Origin of the sequence: Streptomyces sp. NBC_01352 (genome assembly GCF_036237295.1) — a bacterium.
Classification (GTDB): domain Bacteria; phylum Actinomycetota; class Actinomycetes; order Streptomycetales; family Streptomycetaceae; genus Streptomyces; species Streptomyces plumbiresistens.
In genome coordinates this window covers 9,372,461-9,387,428 of the sequence record NZ_CP108354.1, presented here as the reverse complement: position 1 = coordinate 9,387,428, position 14,968 = coordinate 9,372,461, and the positions used below count along the sequence as shown (strand labels likewise).

Genomic DNA, 14,968 nt, shown 5'->3' with positions numbered 1-14,968 from the left:
TGAGCTGCCCGCGGGCAGCCTTGTCCGTGGCGTTGCGCGGTGCCGAAAAGGGGTGGAAGGCTGGAAACCGGCACCGGCTCGGGGAGCGCCCGTGGTGCATGCGGTTGGCGACGAGCGCCGCGTGTGCCCCGTACGCCCGCCGCCGGCCGCCGACCGCGGGGAGGACGCGCCCGCCCTCGTCACCTGGAGGTACCCGTGAACAGCGCCGACGGATGGGGCGACGACGTCTACCAGCCCGACGGATCCGAGATCCAGGACGACGCGGGGCTGCTGGACGCGGAGGACACCCTGGAGAACGACGGTGTCGACGATCCCCTCGACCGGGGTTGGTCCCCTCCGGAGCGGCCCTGGGCGGTGGAGCACAGCGGCGTGACGGCCGCCGAGCGCCGGCGGGGCGAGACGCTGGACCAGCGGCTCGCCGAGGAGCTGCCCGACCCCGCCGCCCCCGAGGGCGACGGCATCGGCGACTCCGAGGGCACCGACGGGGAACTCCTGGACAACGAGGTCGGCTCGGCCCGCTCCGGCCGACTCGTGGCACCCGACGAGGGGGCGCACGAGGACGAGGAAAGCGCACTGGTCGCCACGGACGTGGGCATCGACGGTGCGGCGGCCTCCGCCGAGGAGGCCGCGATGCACATCGTCGACGAGGAGACCCTGTCCGGCTGATCCCGCCGTTCCCGCGCCCTCGGGCGCCTCACCGACGCCGTAGAAGGAGCACCCATGCAGCAGGACAAGCACCCCGACTACCACGAGGTCGTCTTCCGTGACCGCGCCGCCGGCTACGCCTTCCTGACCCGGTCCACCGCGAGCAGCGACCAGACCATCGAGTGGGACGACGGCAAGACCTACCCCGTGGTGGACGTGGAGATCTCCTCGGAGAGCCACCCCTTCTACACCGGCAAGGCACGGACGGTGGACACGGAGGGCCGCATCGCCCAGTTCGAGCGGCGCTACGGCGGCGGGGCGGGCTGAGAGCGAACCGGGCTGGGCCGGCCGGTCGTGTGCGGCCGCGAGGCCGGTCGGCTGCGGTGCCGACGGGATTCGAACCCGCGGACGAGAGGGGCAGGCCCGCCCGGTCTCATCAGTCGGCATGAGAGAGGCCTCGCTCACGCCGATCGCAATGGGCCGCTCTGCCACGGCTCCGCAACCTGCGGGAACTGCGCAGTCCCGCTCCGGCAAGGGTAGAGACAGCGCCCCGCGCAGGGCGAGCCCTTTGTCCGGAGGGCCGGCGCTCAGATGAAGTTGAGTGCCGCCGCGCAGCCCACTCCCCCGAGCAGCATGAACGCCGGCATCAACACCTTCAGCTCGACCCAGCTGCCGGCCCGGAACCGCATGAACTTCGGCGGGCCGATCGGGTACCAGCGCTTGCGTCCCACCGGGATCGGCCACAGGACCGGGCAGCCGGAGACGGTCAGCGCGTCCCCGATGTCGTGCACCAGCGCGCCCAGCACGATCGGCAGCCCCAGCCACAGGTACTCCTGGCCCGGCGCCGTGAACAGCCAGTCCGAGCCGTTGCCCGGCTTGTCCAGGACGCCGGCGAGGATCCACGAGCTGGTCGCGGCCAGCAGCCAGACCAGGACATCGGCACTGGAGCCACGGGTCGCCCGCCACAGCAGGCCCTCGATGGCCAGCACCATGTGCACGAACAGGAGCGCCAGCACCGCCCAGCGCCCGCCGGTGATCGCCGCGACCGAACCGCCCGCGCCGATCAGGACGGCCCACAGCCAGGTGTGCGTGAGCGTGCGGTGCCCGCCGGAGCGACGCGGGTCGCCCTGCTTCTTCGTGGCCTTGTAGACCGCGTAGGAGAGCTTGTCGACGATCTCGCACAGCCCGCGGGAGATCGGCCCGAAGGCCCGCGAGATGGTGGCCGCCTTGTGGTCGAGGTCCGGGGCGAGCGCCGCGCCGGCGCAGATCAGGGCTCCGACCAGGAGGACCGGCCAGGGCATGGTGTGCCCCGCCGCGGCGGCAGCCGCGCCGACGCCGAGCCAGGCCGCGGCCCCCGACAGTGAGTGTGCTGGTCCCATCATGGCCGCTGCCCGCCCCATTCATCGTGTGCCGCTGTCCGGTTGACCGGGCGCGCTGACGCTCCGTCGGCGACACAGCGTAGCGTTCGCGATCTTCGTGCCCGCAGCCGATTCCCCTATAGGGGAGAAGGGCAGGCAAGATGGGTGGGTGACCCTCATCGATCAGCTGCCGCCGACCGCCGACCCCGACGCCCTTTACGACACCTTCGAGTCGTGGGTCCAGGAGCGCGGTCTCACGCTCTACCCGCACCAGGAGGAGGCGCTGATCGAGGCGGTGTCCGGTGCCAACGTGATCGTGTCGACGCCCACCGGCTCCGGCAAGAGCATGATCGCTGCGGGTGCCCACTTCGCCGCGCTGGCCCGTGACGAGGTCACCTTCTACACGGCTCCGATCAAGGCGCTCGTCTCGGAGAAGTTCTTCGAACTGTGCAAGATCTTCGGCACCGAGAACGTCGGCATGCTCACCGGCGACGCGTCCGTCAACGCCGACGCCCCCGTCATCTGCTGCACCGCCGAGGTGCTCGCCTCGATCGCCCTGCGCGACGGCAAGCACGCCGATGTCGGCCAGGTCGTCATGGACGAGTTCCACTTCTACGCGGAGGCGGACCGCGGCTGGGCCTGGCAGATCCCGATCCTGGAACTGCCGCAGGCGCAGTTCATCCTGATGTCGGCCACGCTCGGCGACGTCGCGATGTTCGAGAAGGACCTCACCCGTCGCACCGGCAGGCCGACGTCGGTGGTCCGCTCGGCCACCCGCCCGGTGCCGCTCTCCTACGACTACCGGCTCACCCCGCTCACGGAGACACTCACCGAACTGCTGGAGACCAGGCAGGCGCCCGTCTACATCGTGCACTTCACCCAGGCGCAGGCGGTGGAGCGGGCGCAGGCGCTGATGAGCATCAACATGTGCACGCGCGAGGAGAAGGACAAGATCGCCGAGCTGATCGGCAACTTCCGCTTCACCACCAAGTTCGGCCGCAACCTCTCCCGCTACGTGCGCCACGGCATCGGCGTCCACCACGCCGGCATGCTGCCCAAGTACCGCCGGCTGGTGGAGAAGCTCGCGCAGGCCGGTCTGCTGAAGGTCATCTGCGGCACGGACACGCTGGGCGTGGGTGTCAACGTCCCCATCCGCACGGTGCTGTTCACGGCGCTGGCCAAGTACGACGGCACGCGCGTGCGCACGCTGCGCGCCCGTGAGTTCCACCAGATCGCCGGCCGCGCCGGCCGCGCGGGCTTCGACACGGCGGGCTTCGTCGTCGCGCAGGCTCCCGAGCACGTGGTGGAGAACGAGAAGGCGCTCGCCAAGGCGGGCGACGACCCGAAGAAGCGCCGGAAGGTCGTCCGCAAGAAGGCGCCCGAGGGCTTCGTCGGGTGGACGGAGAGCACCTTCGAGAAGCTCATCACCTCCGACCCGGAGCCGCTGACGTCCCGTTTCCGGGTGACGCACACCATGCTCCTGTCGGTGATCGCCCGGCCCGGCAACGCCTTCGAGGCGATGCGGCACCTTCTGGAGGACAACCACGAGCCGCGCAAGCAGCAGCTCAGGCACATCCGCCGCGCCATCGCCATCTACCGCTCGCTCCTGGACGGCGGCATCGTCGAGAAGCTCGACAAGCCGGACGCCGAGGGCCGCATCGTGCGCCTCACCGTGGACCTGCAGCAGGACTTCGCGCTCAACCAGCCGCTGTCCACCTTCGCGCTCGCCGCGTTCGAGCTCCTCGACCCGGAGTCGCCGTCCTACGCCCTGGACATGGTCTCCGTCGTCGAGTCCACGCTCGACGACCCGCGGCAGATCCTCGCCGCCCAGCAGAACAAGGCGCGCGGCGAGGCCGTGGCCGCGATGAAGGCGGACGGCGTCGAGTACGAGGAGCGCATGGAGCGCCTCCAGGACGTCTCTTACCCGAAGCCCCTGGAGGAGCTGCTCTTCCACGCGTACGACACGTACCGCAAGAGCCATCCCTGGGTGGGCGACCATCCGCTGTCCCCGAAGTCCGTCATCCGTGACATGTACGAACGGGCGATGTCCTTCACGGAGTTGGTGTCCCACTACGAGCTGGCCCGCACCGAGGGCATCGTCCTGCGCTACCTCGCGAGCGCCTACAAGGCCCTGGACCACACCGTCCCCGACGACCTCAAGTCCGAGGACCTGCAGGACCTGATCGAGTGGCTCGGCGAGATGGTGCGCCAGGTGGACTCCAGCCTGCTGGACGAGTGGGAGCAGCTCGCCAACCCGGAGGAGATGACCGCCGAGGAGGCCCAGGAGAAGGCCGACCAGGTCAAGCCGGTCACGGCCAACGCCCGCGCCTTCCGTGTCCTCGTCCGCAACGCCATGTTCCGCCGCGTCGAGCTCGCCGCCCTCGACCACGTGGAGGAGCTGGGCGATCTGGACGCCGAGGCCGGCTGGGACGCCGATGCCTGGGGCGAGGCCATGGACAAGTACTGGGACGAGTACGACGACCTCGGCACCGGACCCGACGCCCGCGGCCCCAAGCTGCTGCTGATCGAGGAGGAGCCGCAGAACAGCCTGTGGCGCGTCCGCCAGATCTTCGACGACCCGAACGACGATCATGACTGGGGGATCAGCGCGGAGATCGACCTCACGGCCTCCGACGCCGAGGGCCGTGCCATTGTCCGCGTCACCGACGTCGGCCAGCTGTGAGCACAGGAGAATCCCAGCCATGACGAATCCGGCCGAGAGGCTCGTCGACCTGCTCGACCTGGAGCAGATCGAGGTCAACATCTTCCGCGGGCTCAGCCCGCACGAGTCCCTGCAGCGGGTCTTCGGCGGCCAGGTGGCGGGCCAGGCGCTGGTCGCCGCGGGCCGCACCACCGAGGGCGACCGCCCGGTGCACTCGCTGCACGCGTACTTCCTGCGACCCGGGCGACCGGGCGTGCCGATCGTGTACCAGGTGGAACGGGTGCGGGACGGGCGGTCGTTCACGACCCGCCGGGTCACCGCCGTGCAGCAGGGCCGCACGATCTTCAATCTCACCGCCTCCTTTCACAAGCCTGAGCAAGGGAGTTTCGAGCACCAGCTGCCGCCCGCCCGCGAGGTCCCCGACCCGGAATCCCTGCCGACGGTCACGGAAGAGGTCCGGGAGCATCTGGGCGCTTTGCCCGAGCAGTTGGAGCGCATGGCCCGCCGACAGCCCTTCGACATCCGTTACGTGGACCGGCTGCGCTGGACCACTGAGCAGATCAAGGACGCCGAGCCGCGCAGCGCGGTGTGGATGCGCGCGGTCGGGCCGCTCGGCGACGACCCGCTCGTGCACACCTGCGCACTGACCTACGCCAGCGACATGACCCTCCTGGACGCCGTCCGCATCCCGGTCGAACCCCTGTGGGGCCCGCGAGGGTTCGACATGGCGTCGCTGGACCACGCCATGTGGTTCCATCGGCCGTTCCGGGCCGACGAGTGGTTCCTTTACGACCAGGAGTCGCCGATCGCGACGGGCGGACGCGGGCTGGCCCGCGGCCGGATCTACGACGTGGAGGGGCGGCTGCTCGTGTCGGTCGTCCAGGAGGGCTTGTTCAGGGCCTTGTAGGCCGGTTCAGGGTCCTGCAGGCCGGTTCAGGGTCCTGCAGGCCGATTCAGAGCCTTGGCCAGGCCGACCGGGCCGGGGGTTGCCGCGGCGTAGCCATCCCAGCAGTTTGCGGGGTGGCCGCGGTTGCGGCTCCTCGGGCACGGGTGAGTGGCGGTGCGCCATCCCGGGGACCGGTTTCGTCGCGGGGATCGATGGTGGCGTGGGGCGCGATTTCGTCGCGGGGCGCGGCGCGGGCCGGTGTTCCCGTGCCTCCTCCAGGGCTCGGGCCAGATCCGCCCTCAGCCAGCCGATCTCGTCCGGGTCGTCCGCCGTCATGATCCTCTCGGCGAGGTGCGCGGCGGGCGAGCCCGGTGCGCCATGGGCGGGTGGCCCCGGCCTGAAGCGGTTCAGATGGGAGCGCTCGTAGGGGTCGGGGACGATCTCCGCGATCTGGAGGGGGTCCAGGAAGGCGGCCACGGCCCCGGCCTGCTCCCACGGGTCGCCGGCCTGCCGGAGCAGGAATCCCAGGTGGCGTCCGCGCCAGTTGCGAGCGCGCAGATCCAGGCCGGCGTCCAGCTGGTCGCGCAGCCCCTCGGGCATACGCGCCGTCAGCAGCCGGGTGTTCTTCTCGTCGGCCGCGAACTGCCGCAGTTCCTCAGCCAGGTACTGCCAGACCACGGCTCGGTAGCGGTTCAGGTAGAAAGTGACTGGCACTACCAGACCCAGGCGTGCCAGGCGCGTGAACCTGCCCGGGGGCACCTCCATGACGGCCGCGCCCTCCGTGGTGCCCACGGCCTTCACGCGCTCCCGCAGCGACTCAGGAAAGCCTTCGTGCGTGCACAGCCGGTCGATCTCGGAGCGGGGGACGCGACGACCCCCGCCCCCTTCGTCGGGCACGGTCTGGATGTGTCCGAGGTGGACGGCGAGGTCCAACTCACCTCGCCTGAGCCCCAGTTCCCGTGCCGCGCGGCTCGGCGCGCAGGACAGGCGGTGCGGTGTGCTGACGGTGTCGACGGACATGGTCGCTCTCCCCCGTGGAGTCGGTCGCTCACGCTGTGTGCGTTCGCCGTGACAAAAACCGTAACCGGTCCGGCGGACATCGTGGTGAGCCTGTGGATAACTCCACGGGGGGCGACGAATGTGCAGGTCAGAGCTCTGCTGCCGGGCTCTGCTCCGGCTGGCGGGCGTCCACGCCCAGGTGCTCACCGACACGGTTGACGAGCAGTGTCATCTCGTAGGCGATCTGGCCGATGTCGGCCTCCGCACCGCTGAGCACGCACAGGCAACTGCCGGTGCCCGCCGCGGTGACGAACAGTACGGCGTCGTCGAACTCGACCATCGTCTGGCGCACCCGGCCCGCGCCGAAGTGCCGTCCCGAGCCCTTGGCCAGACTGTGCAGTCCGGACGAGACGGCGGCCAGGTGCTCCGCGTCCTCGCGGCGAAGTCCCGTGCTCGCTCCGGTCACCAGCCCGTCGTTGGACAGGACCAAGGCATGCCGCACGTGTTCGACACGCTCGGTCAAGTCGTCCAGCAGCCAGCCAAGTCCCTGGTTCTGCGCCATGTTTCCCGTCTCCCCGTGTGACGTCTCCTCCTCGCTGGAGGATTCCCTGCCACCCTTCCCCACCGCCGTCCCGCGGGCAAGGAGGATAGGGGCATGGCACAGAAGATGACCGAAGCGCAATGGCGGGAGTTCGTCTCGTACGGCACCCGCACCGCAAAGCTGTCGACCGTGCGGGCCGACGGGAGCCCGCACCTGGCACCGATCTGGTTCCTGCTCGACGGGGACGAGCTCGTGTTCAACACCGGAAAGACCACAGTGAAGGGTCGCAATCTGGCCCGGGACGGCCGGGTCGCCCTGTGCGTGGACGACGACCGCCCGCCCTTCGACTTCGTGGTGATACAGGGCCAGGCCCGGCTCTCGGAGGACCTCGACGAGGTCCGCCACTGGGCGGCTCGCATCGGGGCGCGGTACATGGGCGAGGAGCGGGCCGAGGAGTTCGGCGCCCGCAACGGCGTCCCGGGCGAACTGCTCGTCCGTGTCTCGATCGACAAGGTCCTGGCGCAGAAGGCCGTCGCCCACTGAGATCGGCTGCCGGCGCCGACCGTCGGCGTCAGCTCACCGAGTCGAGCAGCCGGGCGGTGTGCATCCGCCCGGCGTACTCGACCAGCCGGATCAGCACCTCCTTTCCCGAGTCGCGGTCCCGGGCGTCGCAGAGCACCACTGGTGTGCCCTGGTCGAGGTCCAGGGCGCGCGAGACGTCCTGTGCGCCGTAGGTCCGGGCACCCGAGAAGCAGTTGACGGCCACCACGAACGGGATGTGCCGGTGCTCGAAGTAGTCCACCGCGGGGAAGCAGTCCTCCAGTCGGCGGGTGTCGGCGAGCACCACGGCACCGAGAGCGCCCTGCGACAGTTCGTCCCACAGGAACCAGAAGCGGTCCTGGCCCGGCGTACCGAACAGGTAGAGGGACAGACCGGAGCGGATGGTGATGCGGCCGAAGTCCATGGCGACCGTCGTGGTGACCTTCTGGTCCACGCCGTCGGTGTCGTCCACCAACTGACCGGCTTCACTGAGCAGTTCCTCGGTGCGCAGCGGCCGGATCTCGCTGACCGCGCCCACCAGGGTGGTCTTGCCCACGCCGAATCCGCCGGCGACCAGTATCTTCAACGCCAGCGCGGCTGTCTCGCCGTCCTGGACGTCGGAGTCATCGGAGACCATCGATCACTTCTCTCGGGAGGGCCGGCAGACGGGCGGCGGCAGCAGGTGGGTCATGGTGACAACTTCGGTTTCTTTCCGAGGGCGATTTCTGAGGGCGACTTCCATCTACAGCGCTCGCAGTCCCTCGATCACCTCGCGCAGAATCCGTTCGTCGGGCAGTTGGGCGGGCGGCACCGGACGGCTGACGGTGACACAGCCGAGTTCCAGCAGGTCGCCGAGGAGCACCCTGACCACGCCCACGGGCAGGTCGGCACCCGCGGCGAGTTCCGCGACCGACTGTGTCTCCGGGCGGCACAGGTCGATCAGGGCCCGGTGTTCCGGCCCCAGCGCGGTGTCCTCGTCGACGCCGGGCGCACTCGCGTCCAGCGTGACGAGGGCGATCAGGTCGAAGCGCACCCCGGTGGGGCCGGGTTTGGTGCGTCCGCCCGTCATCGCGTAGGGGCGGACGAGCGGACCGGCCTCGCCGTCGTACCACTGGCTGCCCTGCTCCCGCGGGGCGCCCGTCATGTCCTCGGTCATGTGCGTGGGCCTTCTCGCCTCAACCGGCGGCGGGGGGCCGCGCGCCGACGCGGGTAGGCGTGTACAGGTGCTCGCCGACCCGCTTGACCAGTCGTGCCATCTCGTAGCCGACCAGGCCGATGTCGGCGGTCACGGCGGTGAGGACGGCGAGACAGGAGCCGTCGCCCGCGGCGGCCACGAACAGGAAGCCGTCGTCCATCTCCACCATGGTCTGACGCACACCTCCGGCACCGAAGTGCCGGCCCGCGCCCTTGGCCAGGCTGTGGAAGCCCGAGGCGACGGCCGCGAGGTGTTCGGCGTCCTCGCGTCGCAGGTCGGTCGAGGCGCCCACGGCGAGTCCGTCGTTGGACAGCACCACGGCGTGCCGAACCTCGCTCACGCGCACCACCAGGTCGTCCAGCAACCAGTCGAGTTCGCCGGACCTCCCCCACTCTCCGCTTCGCTCGAGCGGGGGGACCCCCATGGCGGCTCTCATGCTCGGGTCCTGGATCATTCGGGGTCTCCTTCGATGCTGTCGCTGTCCGCCGGGTAGTCCGGGGCGGCACCGCGGCCGGGCTGCCTGCCGCCGCCGCGGGCCCAGCCGTCGCGGTACGCCGTCATGCGGTCGCGTACGAGTTCGGGGGTGCGTTGGTCGTCGCTCGGGGCGTCGGAGGCCTGGGCCGGCTCCTCGGAGCGCCGCTCGCGCAGTTGGGGGGCGAGGTTCGCCTGCCGTACCCGGCGCGGGAGGTCTTCGGAGTCCTCGGCGGAGTCGTCCGGGGGACGGTGCAGACGCAAGGCGGTGACTCCGGGTGGGGTGTCGGTCGTGGTCCGAGCCACGGGCTGTGCCGGTGCCACCAGTGCGGGGCGGCCGGCCGGTGCCGGTACGGACTCCTGGTGCTGTGCGGTGGCGGCCACGCGCGCGTACTCGCGTTCCGCGGGCCGCTCCGCCTCCTCCACCCGACGGGGGGAACGTTCCGCCGCGCCGGCGTGGAGCAAGGACGTGGGCAGCAGAACGACCGCGGTGGTGCCGCCGTAGGGCGAAGTACGCAGGTGCACCTTGATGCCGTGACGGGCGGCGAGCCTGCTGACCACGAAGAGGCCGAGCCGGTCGCTGTCGAACAGGTCGAGTGTCTCGGACTGTTCGATACGCCGGTTGGCCTCGGCGAGGGTCTCCTTGCCCATGCCCAGACCTCGGTCCTCGACCTCGACGGCGTAGCCGTTGCCGACGGGCTCGCCGGTGATGCGCACGCGCGTGTGGGGCGGCGAGAACTGGGCGGCGTTCTCGATGATCTCAGCCAGCAGATGGGTGAGGTCGGCGACGGCCGCGCCGACGACCGACGCGTCGGGGAGCTGGCGTACCTCCACGCGCGCGTAGTCCTCGACTTCGGAGACTGCCGCGCGGACCACGTTCGTCAGGGAGACCGGCATGCGCCAGGCGCGGCCGGGGGCGGCCCCGGAGAGGATGATCAGGCTCTCGGCGTGGCGTCGCATGCGCGTGGTGAGGTGGTCGAGCCGGAAGAGGTCGCTGAGTTCGTTCGGGTCGTCGGACCGGCGTTCCATGCTGTCGAGGAGGCTCAGCTGGCGGTGGACGAGCACCTGACTGCGGCGGGCGAGGTTGACGAAGACTCCGGAGATGCCGCTGGCGAGTTCGGCGCGCTCCACGGCGGCCCGCAGTGCGGCGCGGTGCACGGTGGCCAGGGCCTCGGCGACCTGACCGGTCTCGTCCTCCGCGGGCGGTCCCGGCGGGGCCTCGGCCTGGACGTCGATCTCCTCGCCGGCGCGCAGTTTCCGCATGGCTTCGGGGAGTTTGCGGCGGGCGATCTCCAGGGCGCCGTTGCGCAGGCTCACCAGCTCGACGACGAGGCCGCGTCCGATGCGTACGGAGATGACGAGGGAGGCGGCGACGGCGACGAGGCCCAGCAGCACCGCGGCACCTGCGGGGGTGAGCAGACCGCGGGTGAACGGGTCGGCCCGGTCTGCGACACCGCGTCCGGCGTCCTCCTCGATCGTCCGCATGCCGTTCTGCACGCGTGCGTGCGCCCTGGTCCACTTGGCTTCCGGAGCCGCCTCGATCGCGTGGGCGCCCGCGCCTACGGCGAGGATCTTGTCCTCGGTGGCACCCACCGTGGCGTAGTCGCTGCCTTCGGCGAGCTTGTGCCAGGCGGCGCGTTCGGAGCCGCGCAGGTCGGCGACCGCGGACTCGGTGAGGGCGCGGCGGGTGTCGACGGCGCCGGTGAACAGCCGCAGTCGCTCGCCCGAGAGGCCGCCGGCGAGGCGCGCGGCGGCGAGGACGACGTCCTCCTGGGCCAGTGCTTCGCCCGCACGGGAGAATTCGAGCAGCACGCGCGCGTCGGAGCCGAGTTCGGCGTCCTGGATGCCGGTGAGGGCGCCGCCCACCGCGAAGGCGCTCCCGATGGCCTTCGTGTAGCGGCCGTAGGTCTCGTCCCAGCCCGCGCGGCGGTCGAGTACGGCTGTGCGCAGCGAGCGCAGTTGTTCGGCGCCGGTGACGAACGCTTCGAGTCGCTGGGCCACTCCGGCCGGCAACTCCTCGCTGTCCGCGATGGTGTTGGCGTCTCCGAGCCGCAGTTCGGCCACCGCCTTGTCCGTGCGTTCGGCGAGCGTCTTCAGGTCGTCGCTCCGCCCGGCCGACGGGTCGGTCGCATGGCGGACGGCGGCTGCCCGTTCGGTCTGGAGCGCGGCCACGGCCGCGGCGACGGGGGTCCGGATCCCGGCGTCCACGCGCTGCAACTGCCGCAGACGGGCGACGTCCTGGGCGGTGGTGACGGTGGCGTACGCCCACAGGGCGAGCAGGGAGACGACCGGCACCATGAGCAGGCAGACGATCTTGGCGCGGACCGTCCGCGGGCGCATCAGCCAGCGTCCCGCGCGCGCGGGTGCGTCGTCCGGTATCGCGCTCACAGAGTCGTCCGGGCTTTCGTCGGCCGGCGGTCCGGCGTGTGCGCGGCGGCCGCGCACGGTGGGCTGGGGCGGCGACTCGGCGCCGGTTGTGGGGGTCCTACGCGGTGTACGCATGGCCTCCTCGCTCGGGAGTGGTTCGGGGCGTGCCGTCCGGGCAGTGCGGGGTACGGGGCACCGCTAGTGGGCCGCGCTCTCGATCGGTCGCTGGGCCGAGGCGGATGCCTGGCGCTCCCCCGTCGTCGGCGACAGCGCGACGAAGGCCGAGGTCAGGAAGAGATAGGACCCGAGGCCGACGGCGAGGGGGAAGATGAACTGCATCGCCGTGGCCCCGGGCAGGGCCGCCCCGGAGGGCGCGACGCGCACGCCCACCGCGAACATCCCGGTGTAGTGCATGCTGCTCACGGCCGCCCCCATGATGAGGGAGGCGATGGTGACGGCGACGGGTGACTTGATGTTGAGGGCCGCCCACAGAGCCGCTGTCGCCGCGACGACGGCGATCAGGACGGAGAGTCCGACGAGCGCCGGATCGTAGGTGACGTCGCCGTGCAGCCGTACCGCAGCCATGCCCAGGTAGTGCATGCTCGCGACACCGAGCCCGGTGGTGAGTCCGCCGAGGAAGAGTGCGCGGGTGCGGTCTCGGCTGTAGCCGACGGCGAAGACGCCGGCGCAGACGACGATCATGGCGACCAGGAGGCTCGCGATCGTGAGCGGCACGTCGTAGCGGATGTCGGTGCCGCTGACGCTGAAGCCGAGCATGGCCACGAAGTGCATGGTCCAGATGCCGGTGCCGATCGCGGAGGCCGCGGTCAGGAGCCAGTTGCGGCGTGAGCGTCCGGTGGCGCCGAGCGCGCGGACGGTGCAGCGCAGTCCGAGTGCGGCGCCTATGCAGGCCATCACGTACGACAGCACGGGGGTCAGCCACCCCAGGGCGGCGTGGTCCAGGTGTCCCATGGCTCCGGGACGCTAGTCCGGGCAGGGGCGCACAAAGGGGGCGCAGTTCGAAAACTGTTGGAAAGTGGCGCAACGGTGCATCTGAACGATCGCGGCACGCTCGAACGTGCGCGCCGCGGCGTCATCCGTGTCGGTGAGGGATCATGCGGAACATGAGCGACGACCACACACGCGTCCAGGAGTTCTTCGCCGCCCGCGCCGCCGACTGGGACAGCCGGTTCCCCGACGACGGTCCCGCCTATGCCGCCGCGGTCGCGGACCTCGGACTGCGCGAGGGCGATCGCGTGCTCGACGCGGGCTGCGGCACGGGACGGGCCCTGACGCCGCTGCGTGCGGCCGTGGGGCCCGCCGGGGTGGTCGTCGGGATCGATCTGACCCCGGACATGCTGCAGGCCGCCGTACAGGCCGGACGGGACCGGGACGGGCGGTTGCTGCTGGCCGACGTGACCGCGCTGCCGCTGCGTTCGCGGTCGCTGGACGCGGTGTTCGGAGCGGGCCTCATCTCGCATCTGCCCCATCCGGCCGAGAACCTGCGGGAGTTGGCGCGCGTGGTGCGCCCCGGCGGCACGCTGGCCCTGTTCCATCCGATCGGCAGGGCGGCGCTCGCGGCGCGCCACGGCCGGCAGATGACCCCGGACGATCTGCGCGCGGAGCCGAACCTCCGGCCGCTGCTGGCCGGTTCCGGGTGGCGCCTGACGTCGTACGTCGACCAGGACGACCGGTTCCTGGCCCTGGCCGTCCGCGAGGGCTGACGCCGTCCGTCCAGCCCGGCGACCGGCCGCGAAGGCGTCGGATTGTCGAACATGACGTCGGTCCAGTCCCGGGCACAGTTGGGCCGTCGGCGGCCGGCCTTGTTCAGCCCCCCGGTTCCTCCGGTGTCGCCGGCGGTTCGGTGGGCGTCGGCCCGGGCGGGGTGAAGAGGACGGCCCGGGCCACGGGTGGAGCGAACAGGGCGCTGACGGGCGCGGAGAGGGTCAGCACGGAGCGGAAGACGCGTCCCACGACCGGGTCACCGGGGGACCGCTCCATGACCCGACGCAGATACCAGTCCGCTACGCGGTCCGCGGGCCCGTCGGCGACCGCGGTGCCGACCGCGCCCGGCATCTTGCGGTCCGCCCCGGCGGAGATGTCCCATGCCTGCCGGGACGCCGCGAGGAGCACCTGCTGCACGCGTCGCGTGGTGGGCGTGCGGCGCCGGTCGGCCAGCGCGCCGCGCAGGGCGACCGCGGTCATCGCGGCGATGGCCATGCCCTGCCCGTAGATCGGGTTGAAGGTGCACAGGGCGTCGCCGGTGGCGAGGAATCCGGCCGGGCGACGGCCGGGCAGGTCGTACCGGCGGCGGATGTTCGCGGTCCGCCGGTAGCCGAACGCCGGTGAGAGCGGTTCGGCGTCCTCGAGCCACCGGTCCAGGAGCGGATGCTGCAGCCGCTTGGTGTACGTCTCGAACTCGTCGTCGCCCGTGGGCGGTTCGTCGCCACGCAGCCCCGAGACGATGACGAGATGGCTGCCGTCCTCCAGCGGCAGCGCACCGCCGCCGTGGACCTGGTCGGGGCCGGGGTAGACGTAGTAGCCGAGGGTCTCGCCATCGAGGACGCCCTTCCTGCCGCGGTAGACACGGGAGGCGTAGGCGAGGCCGGTGTCGATGGTCTCCTCGTACGGAGTCTCGGCACCGATCGCAGCGAGCCACTGCGGCGCCTTGGTGCCGCTGCCAGAGGCGTCGACGACCAGATCGGCCTCCAGGGCCCGGTGCTCCGCGCCGGCGCCGCCGGAGCGGTCCCGCAGCAGCACGCCCCGCACCCGGGAGGCATCACCGAGAAGCCCGACGGCATCGGTCCCCTCCACCACGCTGATCACCGGATTGGCGAGAACCCGCCGCCGCACCAGGTCCTCGAGCTGGGCACGGGAACCGGTGTAGATGTGCGTCGTCGCGGTCAGGCGGCGGAACCAGCGGCCGTTCTGCCACATCACCATGTCCGACGGCATGCCCACCCGCGGCGCCCCCGCCGCCCGCAGCTCCGCCAGGAAGCCCGGCAGCAGCGACTCCAGAGCCACCTGCCCGCCCTGCAGCAGAACGTGCGGATGCCGGCCCTGCGGCACGCCGGGCCGTGACCCGGTGCCGTCCGGGAACCGGTCCCGCTCGACGACGGTCACCCGGTCGGCGTGTCCGGCCACGACGTGCGCCGCGAGGAGCCCCGCGAGACTCCCGCCCACGACGACCGCATGCCGCCCGCTCCGACCGCCGCCCTCACCCCAACGGCCCGTTCCTACGGCAGACTTCACCGATCCACTCCCCCTGGTCGCCAACGTCGTGAGAAGACACAAGTATCCCGCC

Annotated in this window: 15 protein-coding genes; 6 read left to right on the top strand and 9 right to left on the bottom strand. The window is 71.4% G+C overall.

The annotated features are described in order from the left end of the window. Nucleotides 1–195: 195 nt before the first annotated feature. Nucleotides 196–666, top strand: coding sequence for a DUF5709 domain-containing protein (locus OG252_RS43140; RefSeq protein ID WP_266444286.1), 471 nt, complete (start codon nucleotides 196–198; stop codon nucleotides 664–666). Between the two features lie 54 nt (nucleotides 667–720). Then, on the top strand, nucleotides 721–972 hold the full coding sequence (locus OG252_RS43135) for a type B 50S ribosomal protein L31 (protein WP_053751235.1): 252 nt from the start codon (nucleotides 721–723) through the stop codon (nucleotides 970–972). Between the two features lie 260 nt (nucleotides 973–1,232). Here the strand turns inward: OG252_RS43135 and OG252_RS43130 are convergent, their stop codons facing one another. After that, nucleotides 1,233–2,027 carry a metal-dependent hydrolase gene (locus tag OG252_RS43130; protein ID WP_266444278.1) on the bottom strand — a complete coding sequence of 265 codons (795 nt, stop codon included), beginning with the start codon at nucleotides 2,025–2,027 and terminating at the stop codon, nucleotides 1,233–1,235. Nucleotides 2,028–2,172: 145 nt separating this feature from the next. Between OG252_RS43130 and OG252_RS43125 the strand changes: the two genes are divergently transcribed. Both OG252_RS43125 and OG252_RS43120 read left to right on the top strand, forming a co-directional pair. Next, nucleotides 2,173–4,686, top strand: a complete 2,514-nt coding sequence (locus OG252_RS43125) for a DEAD/DEAH box helicase (protein WP_266444274.1) — start codon at nucleotides 2,173–2,175, stop codon at nucleotides 4,684–4,686. Between the two features lie 19 nt (nucleotides 4,687–4,705). After that, nucleotides 4,706–5,572 (top strand): acyl-CoA thioesterase, encoded by an 867-nt coding sequence (locus tag OG252_RS43120; protein ID WP_329343010.1) that lies wholly within the window; start codon nucleotides 4,706–4,708, stop codon nucleotides 5,570–5,572. A gap of 6 nt (nucleotides 5,573–5,578) precedes the next feature. On the opposite strand, the gene OG252_RS43115 is transcribed toward OG252_RS43120, so the two are convergent. Further along, nucleotides 5,579–6,571: a DUF6397 family protein gene (locus OG252_RS43115; RefSeq protein ID WP_329343008.1), complete on the bottom strand. Its 993-nt coding sequence runs from the start codon at nucleotides 6,569–6,571 to the stop codon at nucleotides 5,579–5,581. A 127-nt stretch (nucleotides 6,572–6,698) separates the two neighbouring features. Next, complete coding sequence (locus tag OG252_RS43110) at nucleotides 6,699–7,112, bottom strand: roadblock/LC7 domain-containing protein (RefSeq protein ID WP_266444265.1); 414 nt, start codon at nucleotides 7,110–7,112, stop codon at nucleotides 6,699–6,701. Nucleotides 7,113–7,205: 93 nt separating this feature from the next. Here OG252_RS43110 and OG252_RS43105 point away from each other — a divergent pair, with 93 nt between their 5' ends. Beyond that, complete coding sequence (locus OG252_RS43105) at nucleotides 7,206–7,634, top strand: PPOX class F420-dependent oxidoreductase (RefSeq protein WP_329343005.1); 429 nt, start codon at nucleotides 7,206–7,208, stop codon at nucleotides 7,632–7,634. A 28-nt stretch (nucleotides 7,635–7,662) separates the two neighbouring features. Here OG252_RS43105 and OG252_RS43100 read toward each other — a convergent pair whose 3' ends face one another. From OG252_RS43100 to OG252_RS43080, 5 genes are all read right to left on the bottom strand, one after another. Further along, nucleotides 7,663–8,268: a GTP-binding protein gene (locus OG252_RS43100; RefSeq protein WP_266444260.1), complete on the bottom strand. Its 606-nt coding sequence runs from the start codon at nucleotides 8,266–8,268 to the stop codon at nucleotides 7,663–7,665. Nucleotides 8,269–8,373: 105 nt separating this feature from the next. Continuing rightward, nucleotides 8,374–8,787, bottom strand: coding sequence for a DUF742 domain-containing protein (locus OG252_RS43095; protein ID WP_266444257.1), 414 nt, complete (start codon nucleotides 8,785–8,787; stop codon nucleotides 8,374–8,376). Between the two features lie 19 nt (nucleotides 8,788–8,806). After that, nucleotides 8,807–9,280: a roadblock/LC7 domain-containing protein gene (locus OG252_RS43090; protein ID WP_266444253.1), complete on the bottom strand. Its 474-nt coding sequence runs from the start codon at nucleotides 9,278–9,280 to the stop codon at nucleotides 8,807–8,809. After that, entirely contained in the window at nucleotides 9,277–11,799 is a 2,523-nt protein-coding gene (locus OG252_RS43085) for a sensor histidine kinase (protein ID WP_329343001.1), read from the bottom strand. Before OG252_RS43085 ends, OG252_RS43090 begins: the two co-directional genes overlap by 4 nt. Nucleotides 11,800–11,862: 63 nt before the next feature. Beyond that, the gene (locus OG252_RS43080) at nucleotides 11,863–12,636 is read right to left on the bottom strand and encodes an MHYT domain-containing protein (protein ID WP_266444248.1); all 774 of its coding nucleotides are present in this window, start codon (nucleotides 12,634–12,636) and stop codon (nucleotides 11,863–11,865) included. 152 nt (nucleotides 12,637–12,788) lie between these two features. On the opposite strand from OG252_RS43080, the gene OG252_RS43075 reads away from it, so the two are divergent. Then, nucleotides 12,789–13,388 carry a class I SAM-dependent methyltransferase gene (locus OG252_RS43075; RefSeq protein WP_266444246.1) on the top strand — a complete coding sequence of 200 codons (600 nt, stop codon included), beginning with the start codon at nucleotides 12,789–12,791 and terminating at the stop codon, nucleotides 13,386–13,388. 103 nt (nucleotides 13,389–13,491) lie between these two features. On the opposite strand, the gene OG252_RS43070 is transcribed toward OG252_RS43075, so the two are convergent. Beyond that, nucleotides 13,492–14,847, bottom strand: a complete 1,356-nt coding sequence (locus OG252_RS43070; protein WP_329345346.1) for an NAD(P)/FAD-dependent oxidoreductase — start codon at nucleotides 14,845–14,847, stop codon at nucleotides 13,492–13,494. Between the last annotated feature and the right edge of the window lie 121 nt (nucleotides 14,848–14,968).

What these genes read in the sequence shown, in the direction of transcription:
- OG252_RS43080 (WP_266444248.1), bottom strand. Translation starts at nt 12,636, where the DNA reads ATGGGACACCTGGACCACGCCGCCCTGGGGTGGCTGACCCCCGTGCTG.
- OG252_RS43095 (WP_266444257.1), bottom strand. Translation starts at nt 8,787, where the DNA reads ATGACCGAGGACATGACGGGCGCCCCGCGGGAGCAGGGCAGCCAGTGG.
- OG252_RS43130 (WP_266444278.1), bottom strand. Translation starts at nt 2,027, where the DNA reads ATGATGGGACCAGCACACTCACTGTCGGGGGCCGCGGCCTGGCTCGGC.
- OG252_RS43115 (WP_329343008.1), bottom strand. Translation starts at nt 6,571, where the DNA reads ATGTCCGTCGACACCGTCAGCACACCGCACCGCCTGTCCTGCGCGCCG.
- OG252_RS43085 (WP_329343001.1), bottom strand. Translation starts at nt 11,799, where the DNA reads ATGCGTACACCGCGTAGGACCCCCACAACCGGCGCCGAGTCGCCGCCC.
- OG252_RS43090 (WP_266444253.1), bottom strand. Translation starts at nt 9,280, where the DNA reads ATGATCCAGGACCCGAGCATGAGAGCCGCCATGGGGGTCCCCCCGCTC.
- OG252_RS43120 (WP_329343010.1), top strand. Translation starts at nt 4,706, where the DNA reads ATGACGAATCCGGCCGAGAGGCTCGTCGACCTGCTCGACCTGGAGCAG.
- OG252_RS43110 (WP_266444265.1), bottom strand. Translation starts at nt 7,112, where the DNA reads ATGGCGCAGAACCAGGGACTTGGCTGGCTGCTGGACGACTTGACCGAG.
- OG252_RS43075 (WP_266444246.1), top strand. Translation starts at nt 12,789, where the DNA reads ATGAGCGACGACCACACACGCGTCCAGGAGTTCTTCGCCGCCCGCGCC.
- OG252_RS43135 (WP_053751235.1), top strand. Translation starts at nt 721, where the DNA reads ATGCAGCAGGACAAGCACCCCGACTACCACGAGGTCGTCTTCCGTGAC.
- OG252_RS43105 (WP_329343005.1), top strand. Translation starts at nt 7,206, where the DNA reads ATGGCACAGAAGATGACCGAAGCGCAATGGCGGGAGTTCGTCTCGTAC.
- OG252_RS43100 (WP_266444260.1), bottom strand. Translation starts at nt 8,268, where the DNA reads ATGGTCTCCGATGACTCCGACGTCCAGGACGGCGAGACAGCCGCGCTG.